At 59.7% G+C, this 20,005-nt stretch carries 15 protein-coding genes; 7 read left to right on the top strand and 8 right to left on the bottom strand.

Annotated elements, in window-relative coordinates:
• Window positions 1-59: 59 nt before the first annotated feature.
• Window positions 60-1,526 (bottom strand): energy transducer TonB, encoded by a 1,467-nt coding sequence (locus tag IEW18_RS10360; protein ID WP_188557778.1) that lies wholly within the window; start codon window positions 1,524-1,526, stop codon window positions 60-62.
• A 165-nt stretch (window positions 1,527-1,691) separates the two neighbouring features.
• On the opposite strand from IEW18_RS10360, the gene IEW18_RS10355 reads away from it, so the two are divergent.
• Window positions 1,692-2,612, top strand: coding sequence for a pirin family protein (locus IEW18_RS10355; protein WP_188557777.1), 921 nt, complete (start codon window positions 1,692-1,694; stop codon window positions 2,610-2,612).
• Window positions 2,613-2,810: 198 nt separating this feature from the next.
• On the opposite strand, the gene IEW18_RS10350 is transcribed toward IEW18_RS10355, so the two are convergent.
• Entirely contained in the window at window positions 2,811-5,036 is a 2,226-nt protein-coding gene (locus IEW18_RS10350; protein ID WP_188557776.1) for a S9 family peptidase, read from the bottom strand.
• A gap of 172 nt (window positions 5,037-5,208) precedes the next feature.
• Here IEW18_RS10350 and IEW18_RS10345 point away from each other — a divergent pair, with 172 nt between their 5' ends.
• On the top strand, window positions 5,209-6,159 hold the full coding sequence (locus tag IEW18_RS10345) for a hypothetical protein (protein WP_188557775.1): 951 nt from the start codon (window positions 5,209-5,211) through the stop codon (window positions 6,157-6,159).
• 106 nt (window positions 6,160-6,265) lie between these two features.
• Here the strand turns inward: IEW18_RS10345 and IEW18_RS10340 are convergent, their stop codons facing one another.
• Complete coding sequence (locus IEW18_RS10340) at window positions 6,266-7,783, bottom strand: OmpP1/FadL family transporter (protein WP_188557774.1); 1,518 nt, start codon at window positions 7,781-7,783, stop codon at window positions 6,266-6,268.
• A gap of 82 nt (window positions 7,784-7,865) precedes the next feature.
• Complete coding sequence (locus IEW18_RS10335; protein WP_188557773.1) at window positions 7,866-9,182, bottom strand: hypothetical protein; 1,317 nt, start codon at window positions 9,180-9,182, stop codon at window positions 7,866-7,868.
• A gap of 189 nt (window positions 9,183-9,371) precedes the next feature.
• Here IEW18_RS10335 and proS point away from each other — a divergent pair, with 189 nt between their 5' ends.
• Window positions 9,372-10,847, top strand: coding sequence for a proline--tRNA ligase (gene proS, locus IEW18_RS10330; protein ID WP_188557772.1), 1,476 nt, complete (start codon window positions 9,372-9,374; stop codon window positions 10,845-10,847).
• Between the two features lie 266 nt (window positions 10,848-11,113).
• On the opposite strand, the gene IEW18_RS10325 is transcribed toward proS, so the two are convergent.
• Window positions 11,114-11,359, bottom strand: coding sequence for a hypothetical protein (locus tag IEW18_RS10325; RefSeq protein WP_229728688.1), 246 nt, complete (start codon window positions 11,357-11,359; stop codon window positions 11,114-11,116).
• Between the two features lie 54 nt (window positions 11,360-11,413).
• Window positions 11,414-11,932, bottom strand: coding sequence for a GreA/GreB family elongation factor (locus IEW18_RS10320; RefSeq protein WP_188557771.1), 519 nt, complete (start codon window positions 11,930-11,932; stop codon window positions 11,414-11,416).
• Window positions 11,933-12,036: 104 nt separating this feature from the next.
• Between IEW18_RS10320 and IEW18_RS10315 the strand changes: the two genes are divergently transcribed.
• A complete protein-coding gene (locus tag IEW18_RS10315) occupies window positions 12,037-12,522 on the top strand; it encodes an NfeD family protein (protein WP_444542864.1) in 486 nt (161 codons plus the stop codon).
• 7 nt (window positions 12,523-12,529) lie between these two features.
• Here the strand turns inward: IEW18_RS10315 and IEW18_RS10310 are convergent, their stop codons facing one another.
• The gene (locus tag IEW18_RS10310) at window positions 12,530-13,765 is read right to left on the bottom strand and encodes an alpha/beta hydrolase-fold protein (protein ID WP_188557769.1); all 1,236 of its coding nucleotides are present in this window, start codon (window positions 13,763-13,765) and stop codon (window positions 12,530-12,532) included.
• A 135-nt stretch (window positions 13,766-13,900) separates the two neighbouring features.
• On the opposite strand from IEW18_RS10310, the gene floA reads away from it, so the two are divergent.
• Complete coding sequence (gene floA / locus IEW18_RS10305) at window positions 13,901-14,902, top strand: flotillin-like protein FloA (RefSeq protein WP_188557768.1); 1,002 nt, start codon at window positions 13,901-13,903, stop codon at window positions 14,900-14,902.
• 156 nt (window positions 14,903-15,058) lie between these two features.
• On the opposite strand, the gene IEW18_RS10300 is transcribed toward floA, so the two are convergent.
• On the bottom strand, window positions 15,059-17,101 hold the full coding sequence (locus IEW18_RS10300; RefSeq protein ID WP_188557767.1) for an OmpA family protein: 2,043 nt from the start codon (window positions 17,099-17,101) through the stop codon (window positions 15,059-15,061).
• Window positions 17,102-17,506: 405 nt separating this feature from the next.
• On the opposite strand from IEW18_RS10300, the gene IEW18_RS10295 reads away from it, so the two are divergent.
• Window positions 17,507-18,484, top strand: a complete 978-nt coding sequence (locus tag IEW18_RS10295) for an isopenicillin N synthase family dioxygenase (protein ID WP_188557766.1) — start codon at window positions 17,507-17,509, stop codon at window positions 18,482-18,484.
• A gap of 193 nt (window positions 18,485-18,677) precedes the next feature.
• Window positions 18,678-19,904, top strand: coding sequence for a chromate efflux transporter (chrA, locus tag IEW18_RS10290; protein WP_229728715.1), 1,227 nt, complete (start codon window positions 18,678-18,680; stop codon window positions 19,902-19,904).
• Window positions 19,905-20,005 lie beyond the last annotated feature (101 nt).

Raw genomic sequence — 20,005 nt, 5'->3', positions numbered from 1 at the left:
GCGGTAAGTTAGGTTGCTTACTTCTGGCCGAAAGCGTATGGTTAACCGCCTTACATCGGCTAATCGAGCTTGGCTAAAGTGGCTTCCAGATCGGTGAGGGTAGTTTCCTGGAAGCGGAGCGTATCGGAAGGAGTGCCGGTAGTGGCTTCGCGGCGGGCCAGGAAGGGAGTACCGTTTTCGTAGCGCAGACCGAGTACCACCACGGCCGCTCCACTAGGGGCCGTAGCAAACTGGTAGCCAGCGTCCTGGGGCGTGCCGGCCAGCACCACGCGACGGCCCGGGATGAGCAGGCGCACGGTGGTATGGTCGCCATCGGCGGGGGTAGCGGAGGGCACGTAGAGCGTCGCCGCCGACCCGGCCCAGGGCTGCCCCACGGCCAGCCAGCCCAGCTTGGTGGGCTGCAAGGCGTTCGGAGCCGGGGCCAGTTCATCCGAAGCAGCTACTGCTTGCTCTTCTTCCGCTGGTTCGGGCAGGGCGGCCGGCGCCGGGGCCGAGGCCAGGCCGGCCTGGAAGTTAAAGCGGATGGGCAGCACCATTTTCACCTTCACGAAGCGGCCATCCTGCTGCCCCGGGGTCCAGCGGCCCGAAGTCTGGCGCAGCACCCGCAGCACTTCTTCGTCGCAGCCGTCGCCGAGGCCGCGCAGGATGCGGGGCGACCGGACGCGGCCGGCCTCATCCACCACAAAGGAAGCGAATACCAGCCCCTGCGTCTGGCGCTCCTGGGCCTGCTGGGGGTAGCGAATCAGGCGGTTAATGTCGGCGGGGCCCTGGCCGTAGCGGGGCATCTGCTGGGCCGTAGTGTACACCTGTTCCGAGGGCGTAGCGGTGGCCGGGGCCTCGCCTTCCAGCCACCGAACGGGCGCGGCGGGGGCAGCCGCCTGGCCGTAGAAGAGAGGATGCCCTGAGTGGCTGCCGGCCAGCTCCAGCTGCAAGCTGCGGCCGGCGGCCAGCAGGAGCTGTTGCCCCGCGGCAGTGGCCCGCACCAGCACGGCCCCGGTTAGCTCCAGGGGGGCGCCGGCCAGGGTTTCAGTCAGCAGATTGGAGAGCAGCATGTCGGAGGCGGCGTAGCACTCCTTCAGCTCCACCCACACGGCGCCGGTGGCGGGCCGCTGGCGGCTGTCAACTAAGGAGCCGGCCGGAATGCGGACTACGGTGCCTTCGCGGCCGCGCACTTCGGCGGGTTTGGTGGGGTCAATCTGGAAGTACTCGCTGGCTTTCAGGGTCAGGTCCTGGAGGCGGGCTTCGGCGGGTGGGGCATCGGCTCCTAGTCCGGCGGGCCGGCGGGTGCTGCCCCGGTACACAATTAAAGGGGCGCGGCGGTTGGTTGGCTGCTCCAGGCGGTGCCAGTCGCGGCGCACGGGGGTAGCGCCCACGGGTTGGGAAAGGGAGTCGTACGCCAGGGAATCGGCCAGGGCGGGGACGGAAGTGGGTGTGGCGCGTTGGGCGGGGCGCTCCTGCTGGCACGCCGCCAGCAGTACGCTAGTGGTGCCCAGCAGCAGCAAGCGAATCGGGGTACACATTGGCATAGGACCTCTCTACGCGGGAAACACTGGTTTTATTGACCCAAGGTTACGCTTTTCTGCTAAATAGTTGAGTGAAAATGGGTTTAGTTCTATTCATCTTTGTATTGGCGGCCTCGTTCCGGCGTATTCGCTTTCTTTCGGTCACTTTCCAAACCTATCCTTACCCGTATGCTCGACCTCGTTATTGAAGCGCGCCAGGCGGCCCTGAGTCCTGGTTTTGAGGTGCGCCGCATTCTGCCCTACCGCCTGCGCCGCATGCTCGGGCCTTTCATCTTCATGGACCACGCCGGCCCGGTTAGCTTCGCCCCGGAAAAGCTGCCCGAGCTGGACGTGCTGCCCCACCCCCACATCGGCCTGAGCACGGTTAGCTACCTGTTCGGGGGCCAGGTTACGCACCGCGACAGTCTGGGCGTGGAGCAGATTATCCGGCCGGGCGAGGTGAACTGGATGACGGCCGGCTCTGGCATTGCCCACTCCGAGCGGTTCGAGGATCCGGCGGCCTTGGCCGGCGGGGCCCTGGAAATGATTCAGACCTGGGTAGCCCTGCCCGAAAAGGACGAGGAAAGCGCCCCGGCCTTCACCAACTACCAGCCCCAGGAACTCCCCATCTTCACGGAGCCGGGCGTGTGGATGCGCCTGATTGCCGGCGACGCCTTTGGCCTGCGCAACGAGGTGCGCACTCATTCGCCCCTGTTCTACCTGCACGTGGTGTTGCAACCCGGCGCCCGGTTTGGGCTCCCCCGCGGCTACCCCGAGCGCGGCGCCTACGTGGCCAAAGGCCTGGTGGAAGTAAACGGCCGCGCCTACGGCCCCGGCCAGCTGCTGGTCTTCACCCCCGGCATCGACCCGGTGCTGGTGGCCCGCGAGGCCAGCACGCTGATGCTGCTGGGGGGCGAGCCCCTGGGCGAGCGGTTTATCTGGTGGAACTTCGTGTCCTCGAAGCGGGAGCGAATTGAACAGGCCAAAGCCGACTGGCAGGCCGGCCGCATTCTGCTACCCCCCAACGACAACCAGGAGTTTGTGCCCCTGCCCCAGGACAAAACCCGGCCCGCGGGCACCGGCTCACCGCCCCCGCAGGCACTATCGTAAACACGAAAAAGCGCTTGGCTGCTGTGGCAACCAAGCGCTTTTTCGTGTCTTATTCCTAACTCCTTCCACTCGTCATCCTGAGCCCAGCGAAGGACCCACGCTGCCACGACTGGCGTAACAACGACTCGTTCTTGCGTAATAAGGTCCTTCGCTGGGCTCAGGATGACGGAAATGTGGAGTTCCTGTACATGCTGAGCCTTATAGGTTCTTCAGCACGAAATCCGTCATCTGGCGGTAGAGGTGCAGGCGGGTGTTGCCGCCGTAGATGCCGTGGTTGCGGTTAGGGTAGTACAGCGTCTGGTAGTCTTTGTTGGCCTTAATCATGGCCTCGGTGAAGGCTACTGAGTTCTGGAAGTGCACGTTGTCGTCGCCGGTGCCATGCACCAGCAGCAGCTTGCCTTTCAGCTTGTCGGCGTATTGTACCGGCGAGTTGTCGTCGTAGCCCTGGGGGTTTTGCTGGGGCGTTTTCAGGAACCGCTCGGTGTACACCGAGTCGTAGTAGCGCCAGTTGGTTACGGGCGCCACCGACACGCCCATCTTGAAGATGTCGGCGTTTTTGGTCAGGGCCAGGGCCGTCATGTAGCCCCCGAAGCTCCAGCCCCAGATGCCAATGCGCGACTTGTCCACGTAGGGCAGGGTAGCCAGATACTTGGCGCTTTCGGCCTGGTCGATGGTTTCGAGCTTGCCCAGGTTGGCGTAGGTGCTTTTCTTGAACGCCGCGCCCCGGGCGCCGGTGCCGCGGTTATCGACGCTCACAATGATGTAGCCGTTCTGGGCCAGCAGCTGGTGCCAGAGGTAGTTGGTGAAGGCAATGCCGCCGCCCACGTCGTCCTTCACAGTTTGGGAGCCAGGGCCGCCGTACACGTACATCAGCACGGGGTATTTCTTGCTGGCATCGAAGTTGGCGGGCTTCAGTACGGAAGCGTTCAGCGCTACCCCTTCGGCGGTTTTGAAGTTGATAAACTCCAGTTTGCCCAGGTTGTACTGGGTTAGCTTCTGGCGCAGGGCAGCGTTGTCTTCCAGCACTTTCACCAGCTTGCCGTCCTGGCCGTTGCGCAGGCTTACCACCTGGGGCTCCCCGGCCTGGGAGTGGTAGTTGAGGAAGTAGCGGGTGTCGGCGCTCATGTTCACGGCGTCGTTGCCGGAGCCGGCTTCGCTGAGGCGGGTTTTGCCCTTGCCTTTCAGGTCGATGCGGTAGAGGTGGCGCTGCAGGGGCGAGGCTTCGGTGCTGGTGAAGTACACGAGGCCCTTCTTCTCATCGAAGCCATCAATGCTGGTAATTTCCCACGGGCCCTTGGTGAGCTGGCGCACCAGCTTGCCGTTCAGGTTGTAGAGGTAGAGGTGGCGGTAGCCATCCTTCTCGCTGCTAAACAAAAACTCCTTGCCGCCGGCCAAGTAGCGCAGATCGTCGTTTACTTCCACGTAGGCCGGGTCGGTGTCGGTCAGGACTACCTGGGTGTTGCCGGTGCGGGCGTCGGCGTGCAAGATTTCCAGCTTGTTCTGCAGGCGGTTCATGCGCCGGATGCTGAGCAGGTTGGGCGTCTGGGTCCAGGTGATGCGCGGAATGTACTGGTCCCGCTCCGGCCCCACGTCCATCTTGGTGTTTTTGCCAGCCGCTACATCGTAGGTCGAGATGCTGACGATGGAGTTTTTCTCGCCGGCTTTGGGGTACTTGTAGCGGTAGTCTTTGGGGTAGAGCGGGCCCCACTCCTGCATGTTGTACTCGGGCACCTCCGTCTCATCGAAGGTGTAGTAAGCAATTTGCCGCGAGTCGGGCGACCATTGGAAGCCCTGGGCAAACTCGAATTCTTCCTCGTACACCCAGTCGGTGCCGCCGTTGATGATGCGGTTCTGGGCGCCATCGGTGGTTACGGCGGTTTCCTGCATGGTCGCCAGATCCACCACAAACAGGTTGTTGTCGCGCACGAAGGCTACGCGCTTGCCGTCGGGCGAGAAGGTAGCGTAGAGTTGCTTGCCGGCGGTTTTGCTCAGGGGCACCAGCTGCTTGCTCCCCTGGTCATACACAAAGAAATAGGACTTGCTTGAGCGGCGGTAAATCGGCTCGGTGTCGGTGCTGAACAGGATTTTGGTTTCGTCGGCGTTGAAGCTGTAGCCGTCCACGTCGAGGGGCTGGCTCTGGCCGGCCAGCTTCAGGTCTTGGCCGCTAACCAGGGTTTTCACCGGCTGCCCGGTCGTTACGTCGTTCTGCACCAGGTTGCCCTGGCTCAGGGAGGAGTAGTAGCGCCCATCCTTCATCCAGTTGAAGCCGGGCACCGAGCGGGCCTGAAAGGTGCCCTTCTGCCAGATGTCTTCGAGGGTAATGCTTTGTTTTTGCTGGGCAAATGCGGCGGGTGCGCTGCCGGGTAGCAGGGCCGGGCTGGCCGTCGTCAGAAACAGGGCCAGGCCCAGGAAACGAAAATTCATGCAGGTGGAAGTAAAATGTCGGCGGGAATCAGCCGTTAAGGTAGGAAATGCGGGCAGCATGGTTGCACGGGGCCGGAGTTTCTGGCTGAACTGTGCCCCGCTACCATCCGTTCCACCGTGGCGGTTGCTTTTCCTGCCAACTAATCAGGCCCAAATTCCGACCTTCGTGGCTATGCGCTTTCGTTTTCTTGCTCTGCTACTATTTCCTACCCTCTTCACCGCCTGCGAGCCAGGGCTGGAGTCGGGGCCGCGCGTAGATTTAATCGGCAGCTCCCGCTTCAGTACCGCCGACCGCCGCCTAACCAAACCCGCTGATACCGTGGCCGTCAAGATGTTCGCGGAAGCCGATGACAGCCCGCTTACGCGCCTGACCATCACGGCGGAATACGGGCCCGTGCCGGAGCCGATTGTCTACCCCTCCACAACGGCGGAGATAGATAAGTTGCCGCCCTTTACCTATACCTACCTTGATTCCGTGCTGAACCCGGCTGGCAACACTACCACTCAGGTAGCGCTGCAGCACGTACTCAGCTCCCGCACCACGTCGGGGCTGGAGGTGTGGCGCTACCAAGCCACCGATGAGAAAGGCCGTACGGGCGTCCGCAGCTTGCGCCTGCGCTTCAGCCGCCCCGATTCAACCCAGGCCTACCATAGCTACACCGTGCCGGTACAGATCCCGAATGCTTTTGCGAACCGGAGCTTTTTGGCGTTGCGGGAAGGGTTGGTTTTTCCGAAGTTTTCCGTGCACAAGCTGGCTGCCAACCAAGCCATCGTCGACCTGGTGTACCTGCCCCAGCGCAGGACTGGGGCCCCGACCCTGGCGACGGCCCTGGATGATACCCTGAACCTGAAGTGGAGCACGCGCCGCGCCACGCTTATCCGGAGCACCTCACTAACCGCGGCAACGTTTGCCACCACCGCAACCGCTGCCGCCTTCACCACGGCCTTCACCCAGGGCACCGCCTTTACGCCGCGCGCTACCAGCACGGGGCCACTGGTGAAGGGTCAGGTCATTGCTTTCCAAACGCCGGCCCCCGACAGCAAATACGGCCTGATACTGGTTCAGGACATCATTACTACTGGCATCCGGAGCCTGGTACTGGAAGTCAGAATCAGCCGATGACCTGTTCCGGCCCATCAAGCGGATCAGCAGCGCCTATAGCCCAACAGAAGGGGCTCCTCAACAACTGAGGAGCCCCTTCTGTTGCTGAGTACAATACGACTAGCGACTAGAACAGGAAGCCGGCCGTGAGGGTAGTGGTAAAGCGCTTGTCTTCCACATCAATGGCTGGCGTTTTTTGCGGGTTAGCCAGCTCGTAGGGTGTATATACCTGGTTACCGGAAGAATACACCCCAGCCACGTCCAAGAAGAAATTCTTCTGGCGCAGGCCAAGCCCGCCCGTGTAGAAACTCTGGCTCCGGTCGAGGCGGCTGTTGTTTTTGTAGGGGTCGCCGTAGTGGGCAAAACCGGCCCGCACCCGGAAGATATCCAGGCGCAACTCCCCGCCTACCCGCAGGTTCACCGTCGACTGGTATTGCTGCTTGATGGCGTCGTTGGTAGGCCCTAAGTCACTGGGGTCGACGCCGCTGCTATTGGCATCGGTGTCGTCGTAGCCCAGCCGAGCCTGCCCGTAGTTTACGTACTCCGCATCCGCACTCACGAACCCGTACTTGCCCAAGATGAACGCAGCGCCCCCGGTAGCCCGGAAGGGCGAGGTGAGAGTATACCCCAGGTCCTCGGCCGGGAAGTTGGCGTTGCCCGAGGAGAAGGTGCCCCCATTAGGCAGCGTAACAGGCGTATCATACGCTACGTCCAGGGAAGCGCTGTACGTCTCTACTAGTTGAGAGTAGGTAGGTGACTGCACCGAAGCACCAAGCCGCAGGACGTCGTTAGGCCGGTAAATGACCCCGAGGCGGGCGTTAATGCCTGTGCCGCGAGTCTGGATGTTTTCCCGCAAGCTTAGGTTGGCGAAGGCTGTGCCGGGGGCGCTGCTAGGCGCTGCCGGGTCGGTAGCCGTCAGCGTGGACACCACGTTGTAGCGCGTGCTCACAATACCAATGGCCCCGCCCACGTACAGTTTGTCCTGGTAGCTGTTGGCGTAGCCGAAGTCAAACTGCGTCTGTCCGCCGCTGCGCTGAATGGTTTCGCGTTGCGTGAGCTGACCCGTTGCGTCGTAATCGGCCGGAATGTACGCGCCTTCATCATCCCGCTCCGTAAGCAATGCCTCGTAGGCCAAGTCATCCAAGATGGTTAGCTGACTCGTGGGCACGTTATTGAGCCGCTCAAAAATATCCTGGTCCAGGGGCGGGGTAGCGGAATAGCGCAGGTTCTGGTTTAGGTCGTTGATACGATTCAGACCGAAGGCAAAGGTGCCGCCGCGCCACGGCGTGGGGTTGTCCCCGTCGGGCCGACGACCGGAGAAGGCAATGCCTAAGCTCCCGATCTGCAAGAAGTTGCGCGAATCAGAGCTGCTGGTGCCAAAGGCCTGGGTAGAGATGTTGCTAGCGCCAAAGCCAGGTGAGAAACTGATTTCCGAGCGCTGGAAAAGCCCCAACCCCGCCGGATTAGTCAAGATACCCCCGAAGTCGGCCCCCACTGCGGAGCTGGCTCCGCCAATACCCAAGGTGCGCGCCGTACCTCCAATTTGGGTGCGGGAAAAGCGCAGCGCATCCGATGAGCTTTGGGCAAAGCCGTAGCTAGCCGGGCCGAGCAAAGCCGCGGCCAGGTAATATTTCAGGTTTTTCATGTGGGTGAGAATAAGCGCCGGCTCCCTTTGGAGCCGGCGTTACACATAAAATATAGGATGAGTTACCCGGAGGTTCGGTTACTTAGTTACCCCGGCCCCGGCCGCCACTGCTACTTCCGCCGCCCCCGCTGCTGCGAGTACCGCTGCTTCCGCCACTGTTGCCGCCGCCATCGTAGCTGCGGGACGGCTGGGAGTAGGACCGGGAAGGCTCAGAGTACGTGCGGGAAGGCTGCGAATATGACCGGCCCGACTCAGAAGAGCCCGAAGACTCCGAGTAGGTACGGGTCGGCTGCTGATACACCCGCTCACGGCGCGGCTGCGCCACGGTTCCACCGGCCTCGCTGGCCTGGCTGCGCGTGCCCGCCGTGTTATCCCAGACCCGACGGCTGCGGGTAGGCTCGGTGCCGGCTTCCGTGGCTGCCCCCGTGTTATTTTCGCTTAGAACGCGCCACCGGCGCGCGGGCGGCACAGTAGTGGCAGGCGTAGCTTCTGCTACCCGACCCTCACTTGGGGCAGGGGTCGTTGGCTGCGCTCTGTCACCTGGAAGCGCGTCCCGGTAACGGCCCCGTCCACCCGTAGGCGAAGCAGCAGGCGTAGCCGTAACCCCAGCCGAGGTGCCGGCGTCGGGCGCTACCAGCCCATTTTCGGCCATGCCAGCGCGAGTACGGCTGCCCACTACGGGGCGGGGCGTAGTATCAATGGAGCCGCCCGCGGTGCTGTTCATCTGGCTGCGGGTGCCCGTCACAACGGAGCGTTGCACCCGGTCATAGCCTCTGCCCCCAAAGTAACCGCCACCACCGTAGCCGCCACCATAGTATCCACCGCCATAGTAGTTGCCGAAGCCGCCTCCGTAGTAACCGCCCCAGGGCCGGCCAAAGCCATAACCGTAGGGGTTATACCCGTAGTAGTCGTAGGGGCTGTAGCCGTAACCGCCCCAGGGGCGGTACCAAGGCCGCCCGAAGGCAATGTTGATGTTTACAAAGGAGCCCATGCCCCAGTACGGGCTATAGAAGGGGTCGTAGAACGAGTACGCCGGGCCACCATACCAGAAGGGGTCGGTGTAAGCGAAATCGTAATAGCCCAGGCCTAAGCCCCGGTACGAGGGCTGATGAAAGCGCCGCAAGCGGGCCGCGTAGTAGTCGTCATCGTAGTACTCCGAGCTGCCGCTGGTCCGGGCACTGCTAGCGCCGGTGTAGTCAGGGTTGGCTACGTCGCCGCTGGTATCGGTAGTTTCTTCCGTGCTGGCCACGGCGGCAGTAGTTTGCACGGCCGTAGTGCGGTCCTTGGAAGAATAATAGACACCGTCCGTCTCCGTAGAGGTGAGGGCCGATGTGCCCGCGCAGCTTCCTAGCGTAAGCAGGGCCATGGCGGGTAACACAGATGGAAATAATCTTTTCATGGCTGCTTGCGCGTAAGGAATGATCCGGAAGATGAAGAGCGAAGATGACCCGGCGGCGCCAGGACCAGAAACGGGCCTTCACCTCCGAATTTAATAACGTAATTTGGACCCGAAACGGTGCCCTTTTTTGTGCGACAAATCTTGTACCAAAAAAAGGAACTTTTTCACTACCTCTAAGATACTCTGAATATGAGCAAAAGTTTGCCCAAGCGCAGTGAAGATTACTCGCTGTGGTACAACGAGTTGGTAAAGCGCGCTGGTTTGGCCGAGAATTCCTCCGTGCGGGGCTGCATGGTGATTAAGCCCTACGGCTACGCCATCTGGGAAAAGATGCAGCGCACCCTCGACGACATGTTCAAGCGCACCGGCCATCAGAACGCGTATTTCCCGCTGTTCGTGCCCAAAAGCTTGTTCGAGGCGGAAGAGAAAAACGCCGAAGGCTTCGCCAAGGAATGCGCCGTCGTTACGCACTACCGCCTGCAGAATGACCCCGAGAAGCCGGGCAAGTTGCGCGTCGACCCCAACGCCAAGCTGGAAGAGGAGCTGATTGTGCGCCCGACCTCGGAGGCCATCATCTGGAGCACCTATAAAAACTGGATTCAGAGTTACCGCGACTTGCCCCTGCTGATTAACCAGTGGGCCAACGTAGTGCGCTGGGAAATGCGCACTCGCCTGTTTCTGCGCACCGCTGAGTTTCTGTGGCAGGAAGGCCACACGGCCCACGCTACCGCCGAGGAAGCCCTGGCCGAAACCCGCCAAATGCTGGAAGTGTACGCCCAGTTTGCCGAGGAGTGGCTGGCTCTACCCGTGGTGAAAGGCGTGAAAACCGAGAATGAGCGGTTTGCCGGCGCCATCGAAACCTACTGCATTGAGGGCTTGATGCAGGATGGCAAAGCCCTGCAGGCGGGCACCTCCCACTTCCTGGGGCAGAACTTCGCCAAGGCTTTTGACGTGCAGTTCGCCAACAAAGCCGGCAGTCTGGAGTACGTGTGGGGCACGAGCTGGGGCGTGAGTACCCGCCTGATGGGCGCGCTGGTGATGGCCCATTCGGATGATGAAGGCCTGGTGCTCCCCCCCAAGCTAGCCCCAATTCAGGTGGTGATTGTGCCCATCTACAAAACCGGCCAGCTCGAGGAGCTGATGGAGCGCATCCGCCCCATGCAAATGGGCCTGATTGAGCGCGGTATTTCGGTGAAGGTAGACGACCGGGACACCGAGCGCCCGGGCTTTAAGTTTGCCGAGTGGGAGCTGAAAGGCGTGCCCGTGCGCATCGCCGTGGGCATGCGCGACCTGGACGCCGGCACCCTGGAAGTGGCTCGCCGCGACACCAAGGAGAAGCTGACCCTCCCCCTGGCTGACATCGTGAACAGCGTGGATCAGCTGCTACAGGATATTCAGCAGAACATCTACCGCCGGGCCCTCAACTTCCGCGAGGAGCATACGACCCGCGTGGAAAGCTACGAGGAGTTCAAGCAAGTGCTCGATGGCAAGGGCGGCTTCGTGGTGGCCCACTACGATGGCACCTCCGAAACCGAGGAGCGCATCAAGGAGGAAACCAAAGCCACTATCCGCTGCCTGGCCCTGGCCGAGCCCGAGGAAGAAGGCATCTGCATCGTGACGGGCAAGCCCTCTACCCGCCGCGCCCACTTCGCCCGGGCGTACTAGCTCCCGGTACCTCGCGCTACCCTCAGTAATGCCTATTAACTTCCGGTAGTAATAAACAGAAAACGGTTTGTTATTCTTCGCTCCCGCTCAGGATGACAAACCGTTTTTATTAGGCAGTAGCTGAAAATCAAAACGCGTTGCGTGTCATTCCGGGCAGGGCGAGGAATCTGAAGGTAAGCTGTTGCATGGTAACCCCAGATTCCTCGCCCTGCCCGGAATGACACGCAACGCGTTTCGGCTACTACTTACTGATGAATATTCCCGTTTTACCGCGCGGCCGCAATGGCCTGCTCCAGTTCCTCATCGGAAAGACTTTCCTGCCAGTTGGAGGTTAGCTCCAGGCGTACGGTTTGAGCGCCCCCGCTGGGCGTGCATACCACCGTGACGCCATCTTCCTTGGCGGTACTCCGCTCCACGGCTTCGGCCGTGGCGGCGGTTTCTACGCCAGCGTAAGCTTGCACGCAGGTCCAGGTGGTATTATGGGAGTCGGTTACTTCGCGTTGTTGCATCATGCGGGGTAGTACGCCGGAGCCGCGGCCGGGTTCCCTACCCCGGAGCTGGCCGGTCTACTCTTCGCCGTAGCGGATGGCTGCTACCTCTAGTTCCTCCGCCCTGGGGCCGAGCCGTACCTGCACCCGCTGGCCCAGCTTGGCGCCTTGCACGGCGCGGGCAATGGGCGCCACAAACGCTACTTTGCCCGCCGCCACCGACGCTTCATCTACCCCCACAATTGTAAAGCGCCGCTCAGCCCCTACCCCAGCAACCGGCCGCAACGTAACGGTAGCCCCGAACCGCACCTCGCCGGCGGGCTGACTGCGCGGGTCGACCACTTTGGCGCTGGCCAGGCGGGCGTTCAGGGCGCTGAGCTGGCCATTGAGCACGGTGAGGCGGCGGGTGCGGTCGGCCTCGTTTTCCCGGTTGGCCTCGGCCAAGGTGCGCTCGGCTTCCAGGGTTGTCAGCTCCTGACGTAGCAACTCCAGGCCTTCCGGGGTAACGTAGTTGGGCGTACCCGGGGGCAGGGCGGGGCGGGGCGGAATAATGGGGGCTTCCAGCGAATCATCTTCCTTGGTAAATGCACGGCTCATAGCTTCTGCTAACGCGCCAACCAATGTGGGGTTGCCACCGCCCGGCGCCGAAACTTCCCGCGCCACTGCGGTAGCTTCTGCGTATCTTTTCTTAACTAACCCCCTTGCAAACCCTTACCGCTATGGACTGGCTCACGATTGCGCTGCTGCTTGTATTTGGCCTGCTGTTTCTGGTGGCCGAAGTGATTTTCATTCCGGGGACTACCGTGGTGGGGCTGGTGGGGTTTGGCCTGCTGGCGGCGGGCATCTGGTTTAGCTACCGCGACTTGGGCGCCCCTACCGGCCACATTCTGCTGGGTAGCTCCACGGTGGCTATCGGGGTGCTGGTGTATCTGGGGCTGCGGCCCCGGGCCATCAACCGGGTAGCCCTAACCAACGTCAACCACGCCCGCGTGCACGATGCGCGCCACCCCGATGTACAGCCCGGCACCACCGGCCGCGCCCTCTCGGCCCTGCGCCCGGCGGGCACCGTGCTCTTCGACGACGACCGGCGCGAAGTAACTACCCGCGGCGAGTTTGTGCCCGCCGGTACCCAGGTGCGCGTGCTAGGGATTGAGCACAACCGCATTGTAGTAGAAGGCATAGCCTGAGCGGCGGCTATTTTTTTAGCTGCTCTAGCTGCCGCCGCGTTTTTGGATCGTCCTGAATTTTTAACGCTTGTTCTAGAAGAAGGATAGCGGAGTTCTTTTCGCCCACCTGCACGAAATAGTTGCCAAGTGTAGCTTGCGCATTGAAGCTTTCTGGGTAGTTAGCCGCGTTGAGCCTAAAAAACTCACCAGCCTTTTTTAGCTGTTGGCTTTGTAAGTAGCCCCACGCGTACATATTTATCATGTCCTCAGGGGGCAACACTCGGTAGCCATACAGAACTGACAACTCGCTGTAGTATTTTCGAACAGCATCCAATGTAAAACTGCCGTCTGTTAGCGAAATAGGCAGTGGTTGCGGTGGATGCTTAAACAGCAGACGTAATGCATCATGAGTTGCTAGCAAGGGCAAAGAGCCATGGGTTTCGGCTGGGTAGTACTTCCACTGCCATTGCAGGCCCGGGGCATTGGCTTGGCGGAGCTTATCGACTAATAGAAAGTTGGCTCGCATAGCCCCCATTACCCGGCTGGTATCCTGTCGAAGGCGCACCGTATCTCGTCCTGCGGGCAGCGTATTAGCCAAGGCCACATACAGCTTGCGCCCGGGAGTTGGCTGCTTTAAAGCAACCCCTAGCTTATTGACTATAATATTCTTATCCCACCAAGTGCTCGGGTCCAACGCAACATTTGCTTGAAACAGGTTGGGTTTTGTGGCCATAGCATTTAACACAGTTAGTCCCCCAAATGAATGCCCTACCAGCAGCCGGTAATGTAACGCAGGATAATGGCCCTCTACGTGCGGAATAACCTCCTGCTGCAGAAATTCAAGAAATTGCGTGCCTCCACCGGAGCTTACCGGCATCCGGTCTATTTGCCCATTATAAGTTTGTCTAGAGGTCGTCGGCGTCAAGTCGCGGGTGCGGGTTTTATAGGTATTGGGTATGCCAACTACGATCATTGGTGGGCACAGATCATTGCCATTTACCATACTCAACTGCTGCACCAACCCTACTACTGCAGTGAAATGCATCTCTGCATCAAGCAAATACAGCACTGGGTACTTTCGGGGGGCATAACTTGGCTCCAATCCTGGCGGCACATAAATCCATAACTCCCGCGTTTCTCCCAATATTCGGGAAGTAAGCGTATCCACGCGTCCTATTTCGAGAAGTTTCCCTGTTTGTGCTTGAAGGTCTCCACTGTTGAATAGAGTTAACAGCAGGTATAATACAAGATAATTGAAACGCATAATGACAATATTTTTCGACTAAAATATGTGATTAAGGGCCCACTTATACAGTACGGAAGATGATTCACCTAAATCTCACTTTTAAGTTGTTAGTTAACACTCTAATTCACATTGATTTTAACACCAGCCAGCCGCATGGACTTCCCCTTCTTCCCGATTATTGTCGGCGGCATTGTGCTGCTGGTGTTTCTGTACTTCTTCCCCATCAGCCTCTGGATTACGGCGCTGTTTTCGGGGGTGCGGGTGAGCCTGTTTCAGCTGGCGTTTATGCGGGTGCGCAAGGTGCCGCCCTCTCTCATCGTCAACTCCCTGATTACTTCTACCAAAGCGGGCCTGGAGCTAACGGCCAACGACCTGGAAACCCACTACCTGGCCGGGGGCAACATTCCCAGTGTCATTAAAGCCCTGATTTCCGCCGACAAGGCCAACATCCCGCTCAGCTTCAAGCAGGCTACGGCCATTGACCTTGCGGGGCGCGACGTATTCGAGGCCGTGACTACCTCCGTAAACCCCAAGGTAATTAACACGCCCAACGTGGCCGCCGTGGCTCAGGATGGTATTCAGCTGATTGCTAAAGCCCGCATTACGGTGCGCGCCAACATTGCCCAGCTCGTGGGCGGGGCCGGGGAGGAAACCATTCTGGCCCGGGTGGGTGAGGGCATCGTGACCAGCATCGGCTCGTCCCGCTCTCACAAGGAAGTGCTCGAAAACCCCGACAAAATTTCCAAGCTGGTGCTCAGCAAGGGCCTGGATGCCGGCACGGCCTTCGAAATCCTCTCCATTGATATTGCCGACGTGGACATTGGGGAAAACATCGGGGCCAAACTGCAAACCGACCAAGCTTCCGCCGACCTGCGCGTGGCCGAAGCCCGCGCCGAGGAGCGCCGCGCTATGGCCGTGGCCATGGAACAGGAAAACCGCGCTAAAACGCAGGAAGCCAAGTCGAGGGTAGTGGAAGCCGAAGCCGAGATTCCCAAAGCCATTGCCGAAGCCTTCCGCTCTGGCAACCTGGGCGTGATGGACTACTACCGCATGCGCAACATGCAGTCCGACACCGACATGCGCGACTCCATTGCTAACCCCGGCGGCCAGAGCAGCAGCACCAAGCCCGGCCGCGACGAAGGACGGCTTTCTTGAGGAATGTGAGAAATGTGGTGAATGTGAAAATGAAGTAAAACAGCAGGGCCGGTTTCAGCTTGAAACCGGCCCTGCTGTTTTTAGCAATTATAGGCAGGCGTAAGCTGCTCCATTGCCCACCTTACCCCCATCCTCACATTCACCACATTTCTCACACTACTTCTTTGTAATGCGGAACTCTACGCGGCGGTTGAGCTTGCGGGTTTCCTCCTGGTCGTTGCTGGCAATGGGCTTGCCGCCGCCGAAGCCTTCCGTGGTGATGCGGTTGCCGCTGATGCCTTTACTAACTAGGTACTTCTTTACCTCGTTTACGCGGTCCTGGCTGAGCTTTACGTTCAGCTGCGGGTCGCCCTGGTTGTCGGTGTGGCCTTCCAGCTTGATTTCTACCTGCGGGTAGTCTTTCAGGATGCGCACCAGGCGTAGCAGCTCGGGGTAGGAGTTTTCGCGCAGATAGTATTTGCTCTGGGCGAAAAAGATGTTGTTCAGCTTAATGCTCTGGCCCACGGCAAAAGGCACCAGAAACAAATCCTGGTTTACCTCCGAGTACTTCTGCCGGTCCGTCACGTCCAGGTTGTCCGATTCGGCCAGGTAGTCCTTGGCCTCAGCCCGGTAGCCGTAGTGGGCACCCGAGGGCAGTACAATGGTGTAGGAGCCGTCGATGGGACTGGTTTCGGCCACCCCGATTTCCTCGCCGGTCAGCAGGTTTTCGTAGCGAATGGTAGCGGCCACCGGCTTCTTGGAAGCCGCGTCGAGCACTTTGCCGCGCACCAGGGTTACGACCTCCGGGCGGAAGGTAGGCGTCAGGCTGATGCGGAAGATGTCCTTGGAGCCGCCAATACCATTGCGCGCCGACACGAGGTAGGCATCCTCACCCGCCGCCGACACGGTATAGTAGGCGTCAAAATCGGGAGAGTTTACGCTGGCGCCCAGGTTGCGGGGCTTGGTCCAGTTGGTCCAGCTGTCGTCGAGGCGCTTGGCGTAGAATACGTCACTCTTGCCGTAGCCGCCGTGGCCTTCCGAGGCAAAGTAGAGCGTTTTGCCGTCGGCGGCCAGGAAGGGGGCAAACTCGGGCTTTTTGGTGTTGATGTTGGCCCCGAGGTTTTTGGGCTTGCTCCAGGTTTTGCCGTCGGCCTTCATAAAGCTCACGAAGATGTCCTGCTCGCCCTGCCCGTCGCGGCGGTCCACGGCCATGAGCAGCACCTTACCCGAGGTAGCGAGGTAGTAATCCACGTTTTCCTCGTCGTTGTTGTAGAAATCCTCGATTTCAATCTTGATGGGCTGGCTCCAGCCAGTTTTGGTGCGCCGGGCAAGGCTCAGGCCCTTGGGGTCCAGGGAGCCGTCGGGGTTGTACACATTGATCAGCACGGCCGTATTACCATCCGACGATACCGAGGCCAGCCCGTTGGGGCCGGTGGTGTTGATGGGGCTGCCGATGTTCTTGGCTTGGTTCCAGGTTTTCTTCTGGGGGTTGCTCAGGTTGCTGTACCACACGTCCTGCACGTCTTTGGCGCCGCCCACATTCTGGGGGCTTTCCTGGCGGGCAAAGAACAGGGTGCGGCCATCGGGCGAGATAACCGGGTGGGTATCAACGTACTTGGAGTTGACGTTGGGTCCCAGGTTTACCATGGCCGAGTCGAAAGTCACGCCAGGCTGCTCGTTCTTGAACTCCTTTTTCACCATCGACTCCGCCACGTCGGCAATGCCGATGGCATCAATCTGGTTGACGCCGTTGACGGCTTTAGTGTTCATGGTTACCACTACCCCAATGGTGCGGTACGTACCCGGCGAAAAAGTGACCTGCAAGGAGCGGAACTGCTCGGGCACGGGTCCGGGGCTGTCGTTGGTATACACCTGGTGCTTGGCCCCGCGGGTGTCTACCAGCTCAATTTTAGAAACTGAGCCCGGATTGAAGTTTTCTACTACCGTCACCTGCTTGGCTACCAATGACTTGCCAAAGCGCACTTCAATAAATTCGTTGTTGCTTTCCTTTTTCGGAATCCAGGCCTCGTTACTGGCTTGGCCTAACGGGGTAGCGTTCGGCTCGCCCAGTACTTTTTCCGGCGAGAACGGCTCCTTGCCTTCCGTTTTCTGCGACGAAACGGCTACAATTTTTGCTGCCCACACGGCGTGTTGCGCCTTCGCCCATGTATTCATCCCGACTACCAACCCCAGCGACAACAGTAACTTCGTAACGTTCATACAATCAAGGCCAAAACAAAAGCTTTCGGGAGACACCTCCTGTTACATGCACTTCCAGAGTTTTCAAGACGTCCTGAACCGGCCGGAAGTTTCGGGGCCGGGTGAAAGCAGTCCTAAAAGTACCACCTATTGGCGTGCAGATTCATTAACTCAAAGTTAAAAAGCTAAAACTGTCCGCGCCCTTTTCCCGGCCCGGCTACTGTAATTTTCCAAGCGGCCGATTCATGAGGAAAGCTTCTCGGGAAGTCAGGTTACCGAAACCCAACGCTACCAGACTCGGTTCTAAAGGTAACAGTTGCACCCCGATGTGCTTTAGGGCCGCGGCCGAACTGGGCACTTCGGGCGTTTTTTAAGTATCTTGCGCCCTACGTACCGTCCCCCCACAAGTACCATTTTCTCTTCACAATGGAAGAAAAGCTGCTGGAGGTTATTCCCTCCCTCGATTTGGCTGATTTCCGCTCCGGTGACCCGGAGCGCAAAGCCCGCTTCGTACAACAACTCGGCGAAGCCTACCAAAATATCGGCTTCGTAGCCCTCAAAAACCACGGCCTTACCAACGAGCAGACCGAGAAGCTCTACTCCGATGTAAAGTCCTTTTTCTCGCTGCCCGACGACGTAAAGCGCCAGTACGAGAAGCCGGAGTTGGCCGGCCAGCGCGGCTACGTGAGCAAGGGCAAGGAGCACGCCAAGGGCCGTAACACCGGCGACCTAAAGGAATTCTACCACGTAGGTCAGGAAGTGGACGATGCAAATGACCCCATCAAGTCCGAGTACCCCGACAACATCTGGCCTTCCGAAGTAGGTAGCTTCGCCGATACGTCCCTGACCACCTACAAAACCCTAGAGTCAGCGGGCAAGGACGTGTTGCGCGCCATTGCCCTGTACCTGCAACTGCCGGAAAACTACTTCGACGACAAGGTACGCAACGGTAATAGCATCCTGCGCCCCATCCATTACTACCCCATCGAAAACCCCGATGAGGTACCGGCCGACGCCGTACGCGCCGCCGAGCACGGCGACATCAACCTGATTACCTTGCTGATGGGTGCCTCGGCCGATGGCCTGCAGGTGCTGCGCCGCGACGGAAAATGGATTCCGATTACGGCCCTTCCCGACCAGATTGTGGTAAACGTGGGCGACATGCTGCAGCGCCTGACCAACGGCGTGCTCAAGAGCACCATTCACCGCGTGGTAAACCCACCCCGCGAGAAAATGAACTCCTCGCGCTACAGCATTCCTTTCTTCATGCACCCGCGTTCCGAGATGAGCTTGGCGGCCCTCGACAGCTGCGTAACCCCCGACAACCCCAAGAAGGAAGCCGACATTACCGCCGGCGAGTTCCTGAATGAGCGCCTCATCGAGCTGGGCCTGAAGAAAAAGTAATTACGGTTGTTACTTCAAGCAGAAGCGAGGAAGCTGGAAAGTTCACCAGTTAATAACTCCAGCTCCTATCTTCCTGAGAAAAAACACGGCTAACTTTCCGGCCCCGACTGCTTTATGTAGCCGGGGCCGGTTGTTTTTCCGGCGGCTTTCCACTTCCTTGTTAGGTAGCCACCCGCCTTTGCCTTCGCCCTTGATTCCGCAAGAAGATATTCAGCTGGCCCCACCGTCTCGCCGTCCTAAGCAAGTGAAGCGGGTGCGCAACATTATTTTCCTTAAGGACGTGGCGGCCCTAGGGCTATCGGCCTTTGGCGGGCCGCAGGCACACTTGGCCATGATGCTGCGCCTGCTGGTGGATAAGCGCCGCTACCTGACGGCCGCGGAGCTGCTGGAACTCACGGCCCTTTGCCAGATTCTGCCCGGCCCCACTTCCACCCAAACCATTACTGCCATTGGCTTTCGCTTGGGCGGCCCCAACCTTGCTTACCTCACCTTGCTGGTTTGGATGCTGCCGGCGGTGTGCATCATGACCAGCGCGGGCCTGACCATCAGTTATTTGGATAAGGCGCAGGTAGCCCGGCTAGTGCAATATGTACAGCCGGTGGCCATTGGCTTTGTAGCCTACTCCGCCTACAAGATTGCCGAGAAGGTTATCCACACGAAAACCTCCGTGGCCCTCATGGTAGTAGCCGCCATGCTGGTGTACCAGTTTCAGGTACCGTGGCTGATGCCCCTGCTACTGCTGCTCGGTGGGCTGGTCACGACCTTCCGCTACCAAAAGCTACCCCAGGAACCTAAAGTGCCTTTGCGCATTGAGTGGTCGAACTTTGTGCTGTGGTTGGGCGTGTTTGTGGGTGCGGCCGTGCTGGGCCAGTACACCCAGCTGCTACCCGTGCGGCTGTTCGAGAACTTTTACCGCAATGGCAGCCTCGTGTTTGGGGGTGGGCAGGTACTGGCGCCGCTGTTTTACACCGAGTTTGTGGAATTCAAGCACTACCTCTCGCCCGAGGAGTTTCTTTCAGGGCTGGGTATGGTACAGGCGCTGCCAGGGCCCAATTTTTCCTTCGCCGCCTACATTGGGGCCCTGGCCATGCGCCGCGACGGTAGCGGCCTGGATGGGCAGCTGTTGGGGGCACTGGTTGGGGCCGTAGGCATCTTTATGCCCGGCACGCTGCTTATCTTCTTCCTGATCCGCTTCTGGGACCAACTTAAACGCTACCGGGTTATCAAGGCCTCATTGGAAGGCATCAATGCCGTATCGGCCGGGCTAGTGTGCGCTGCCACCTTCCTACTCTATCACCCCTTGCCCGACACTCCCATCAACCTGATTCTGATTGCCGCTACCTTTCTGGTGCTACTCTGGGACCGGGTGCCCTCCTACCTGATTGTGTTGGTAGCACTAGCGGCCGGTTTCGTGTTCTAAGTCAGATTCTGAAAGCCAACAGTAACTGTCAGCCGGCAGCAAATACACTGGCCCAGCCCTCTAAGCTGAGGACCGGGCCAGTGCATGAAGAGTCAGTGGTT

The sequence above is a fragment of the Hymenobacter glacieicola genome, from assembly GCF_014640315.1.
In the GTDB taxonomy this organism is placed as follows: domain Bacteria; phylum Bacteroidota; class Bacteroidia; order Cytophagales; family Hymenobacteraceae; genus Hymenobacter; species Hymenobacter glacieicola.
The sequence above is the reverse complement of the archived record's forward strand: the minus strand, read 5'-3'. Positions and strand labels throughout refer to the sequence as shown.

Coding starts and splice junctions, on each gene's coding strand:
- IEW18_RS10360 (WP_188557778.1), bottom strand. CDS start 1,526: ATGCCAATGTGTACCCCGATTCGCTTGCTGCTGCTGGGCACCACTAGC.
- floA (WP_188557768.1), top strand. CDS start 13,901: ATGGACTTCCCCTTCTTCCCGATTATTGTCGGCGGCATTGTGCTGCTG.
- IEW18_RS10295 (WP_188557766.1), top strand. CDS start 17,507: ATGGAAGAAAAGCTGCTGGAGGTTATTCCCTCCCTCGATTTGGCTGAT.
- IEW18_RS10340 (WP_188557774.1), bottom strand. CDS start 7,783: ATGAAAAACCTGAAATATTACCTGGCCGCGGCTTTGCTCGGCCCGGCT.
- IEW18_RS10335 (WP_188557773.1), bottom strand. CDS start 9,182: ATGAAAAGATTATTTCCATCTGTGTTACCCGCCATGGCCCTGCTTACG.
- IEW18_RS10325 (WP_229728688.1), bottom strand. CDS start 11,359: ATGATGCAACAACGCGAAGTAACCGACTCCCATAATACCACCTGGACC.
- proS (WP_188557772.1), top strand. CDS start 9,372: ATGAGCAAAAGTTTGCCCAAGCGCAGTGAAGATTACTCGCTGTGGTAC.
- IEW18_RS10345 (WP_188557775.1), top strand. CDS start 5,209: ATGCGCTTTCGTTTTCTTGCTCTGCTACTATTTCCTACCCTCTTCACC.
- IEW18_RS10320 (WP_188557771.1), bottom strand. CDS start 11,932: ATGAGCCGTGCATTTACCAAGGAAGATGATTCGCTGGAAGCCCCCATT.
- IEW18_RS10355 (WP_188557777.1), top strand. CDS start 1,692: ATGCTCGACCTCGTTATTGAAGCGCGCCAGGCGGCCCTGAGTCCTGGT.
- IEW18_RS10300 (WP_188557767.1), bottom strand. CDS start 17,101: ATGAACGTTACGAAGTTACTGTTGTCGCTGGGGTTGGTAGTCGGGATG.
- IEW18_RS10350 (WP_188557776.1), bottom strand. CDS start 5,036: ATGAATTTTCGTTTCCTGGGCCTGGCCCTGTTTCTGACGACGGCCAGC.
- IEW18_RS10310 (WP_188557769.1), bottom strand. CDS start 13,765: ATGCGTTTCAATTATCTTGTATTATACCTGCTGTTAACTCTATTCAAC.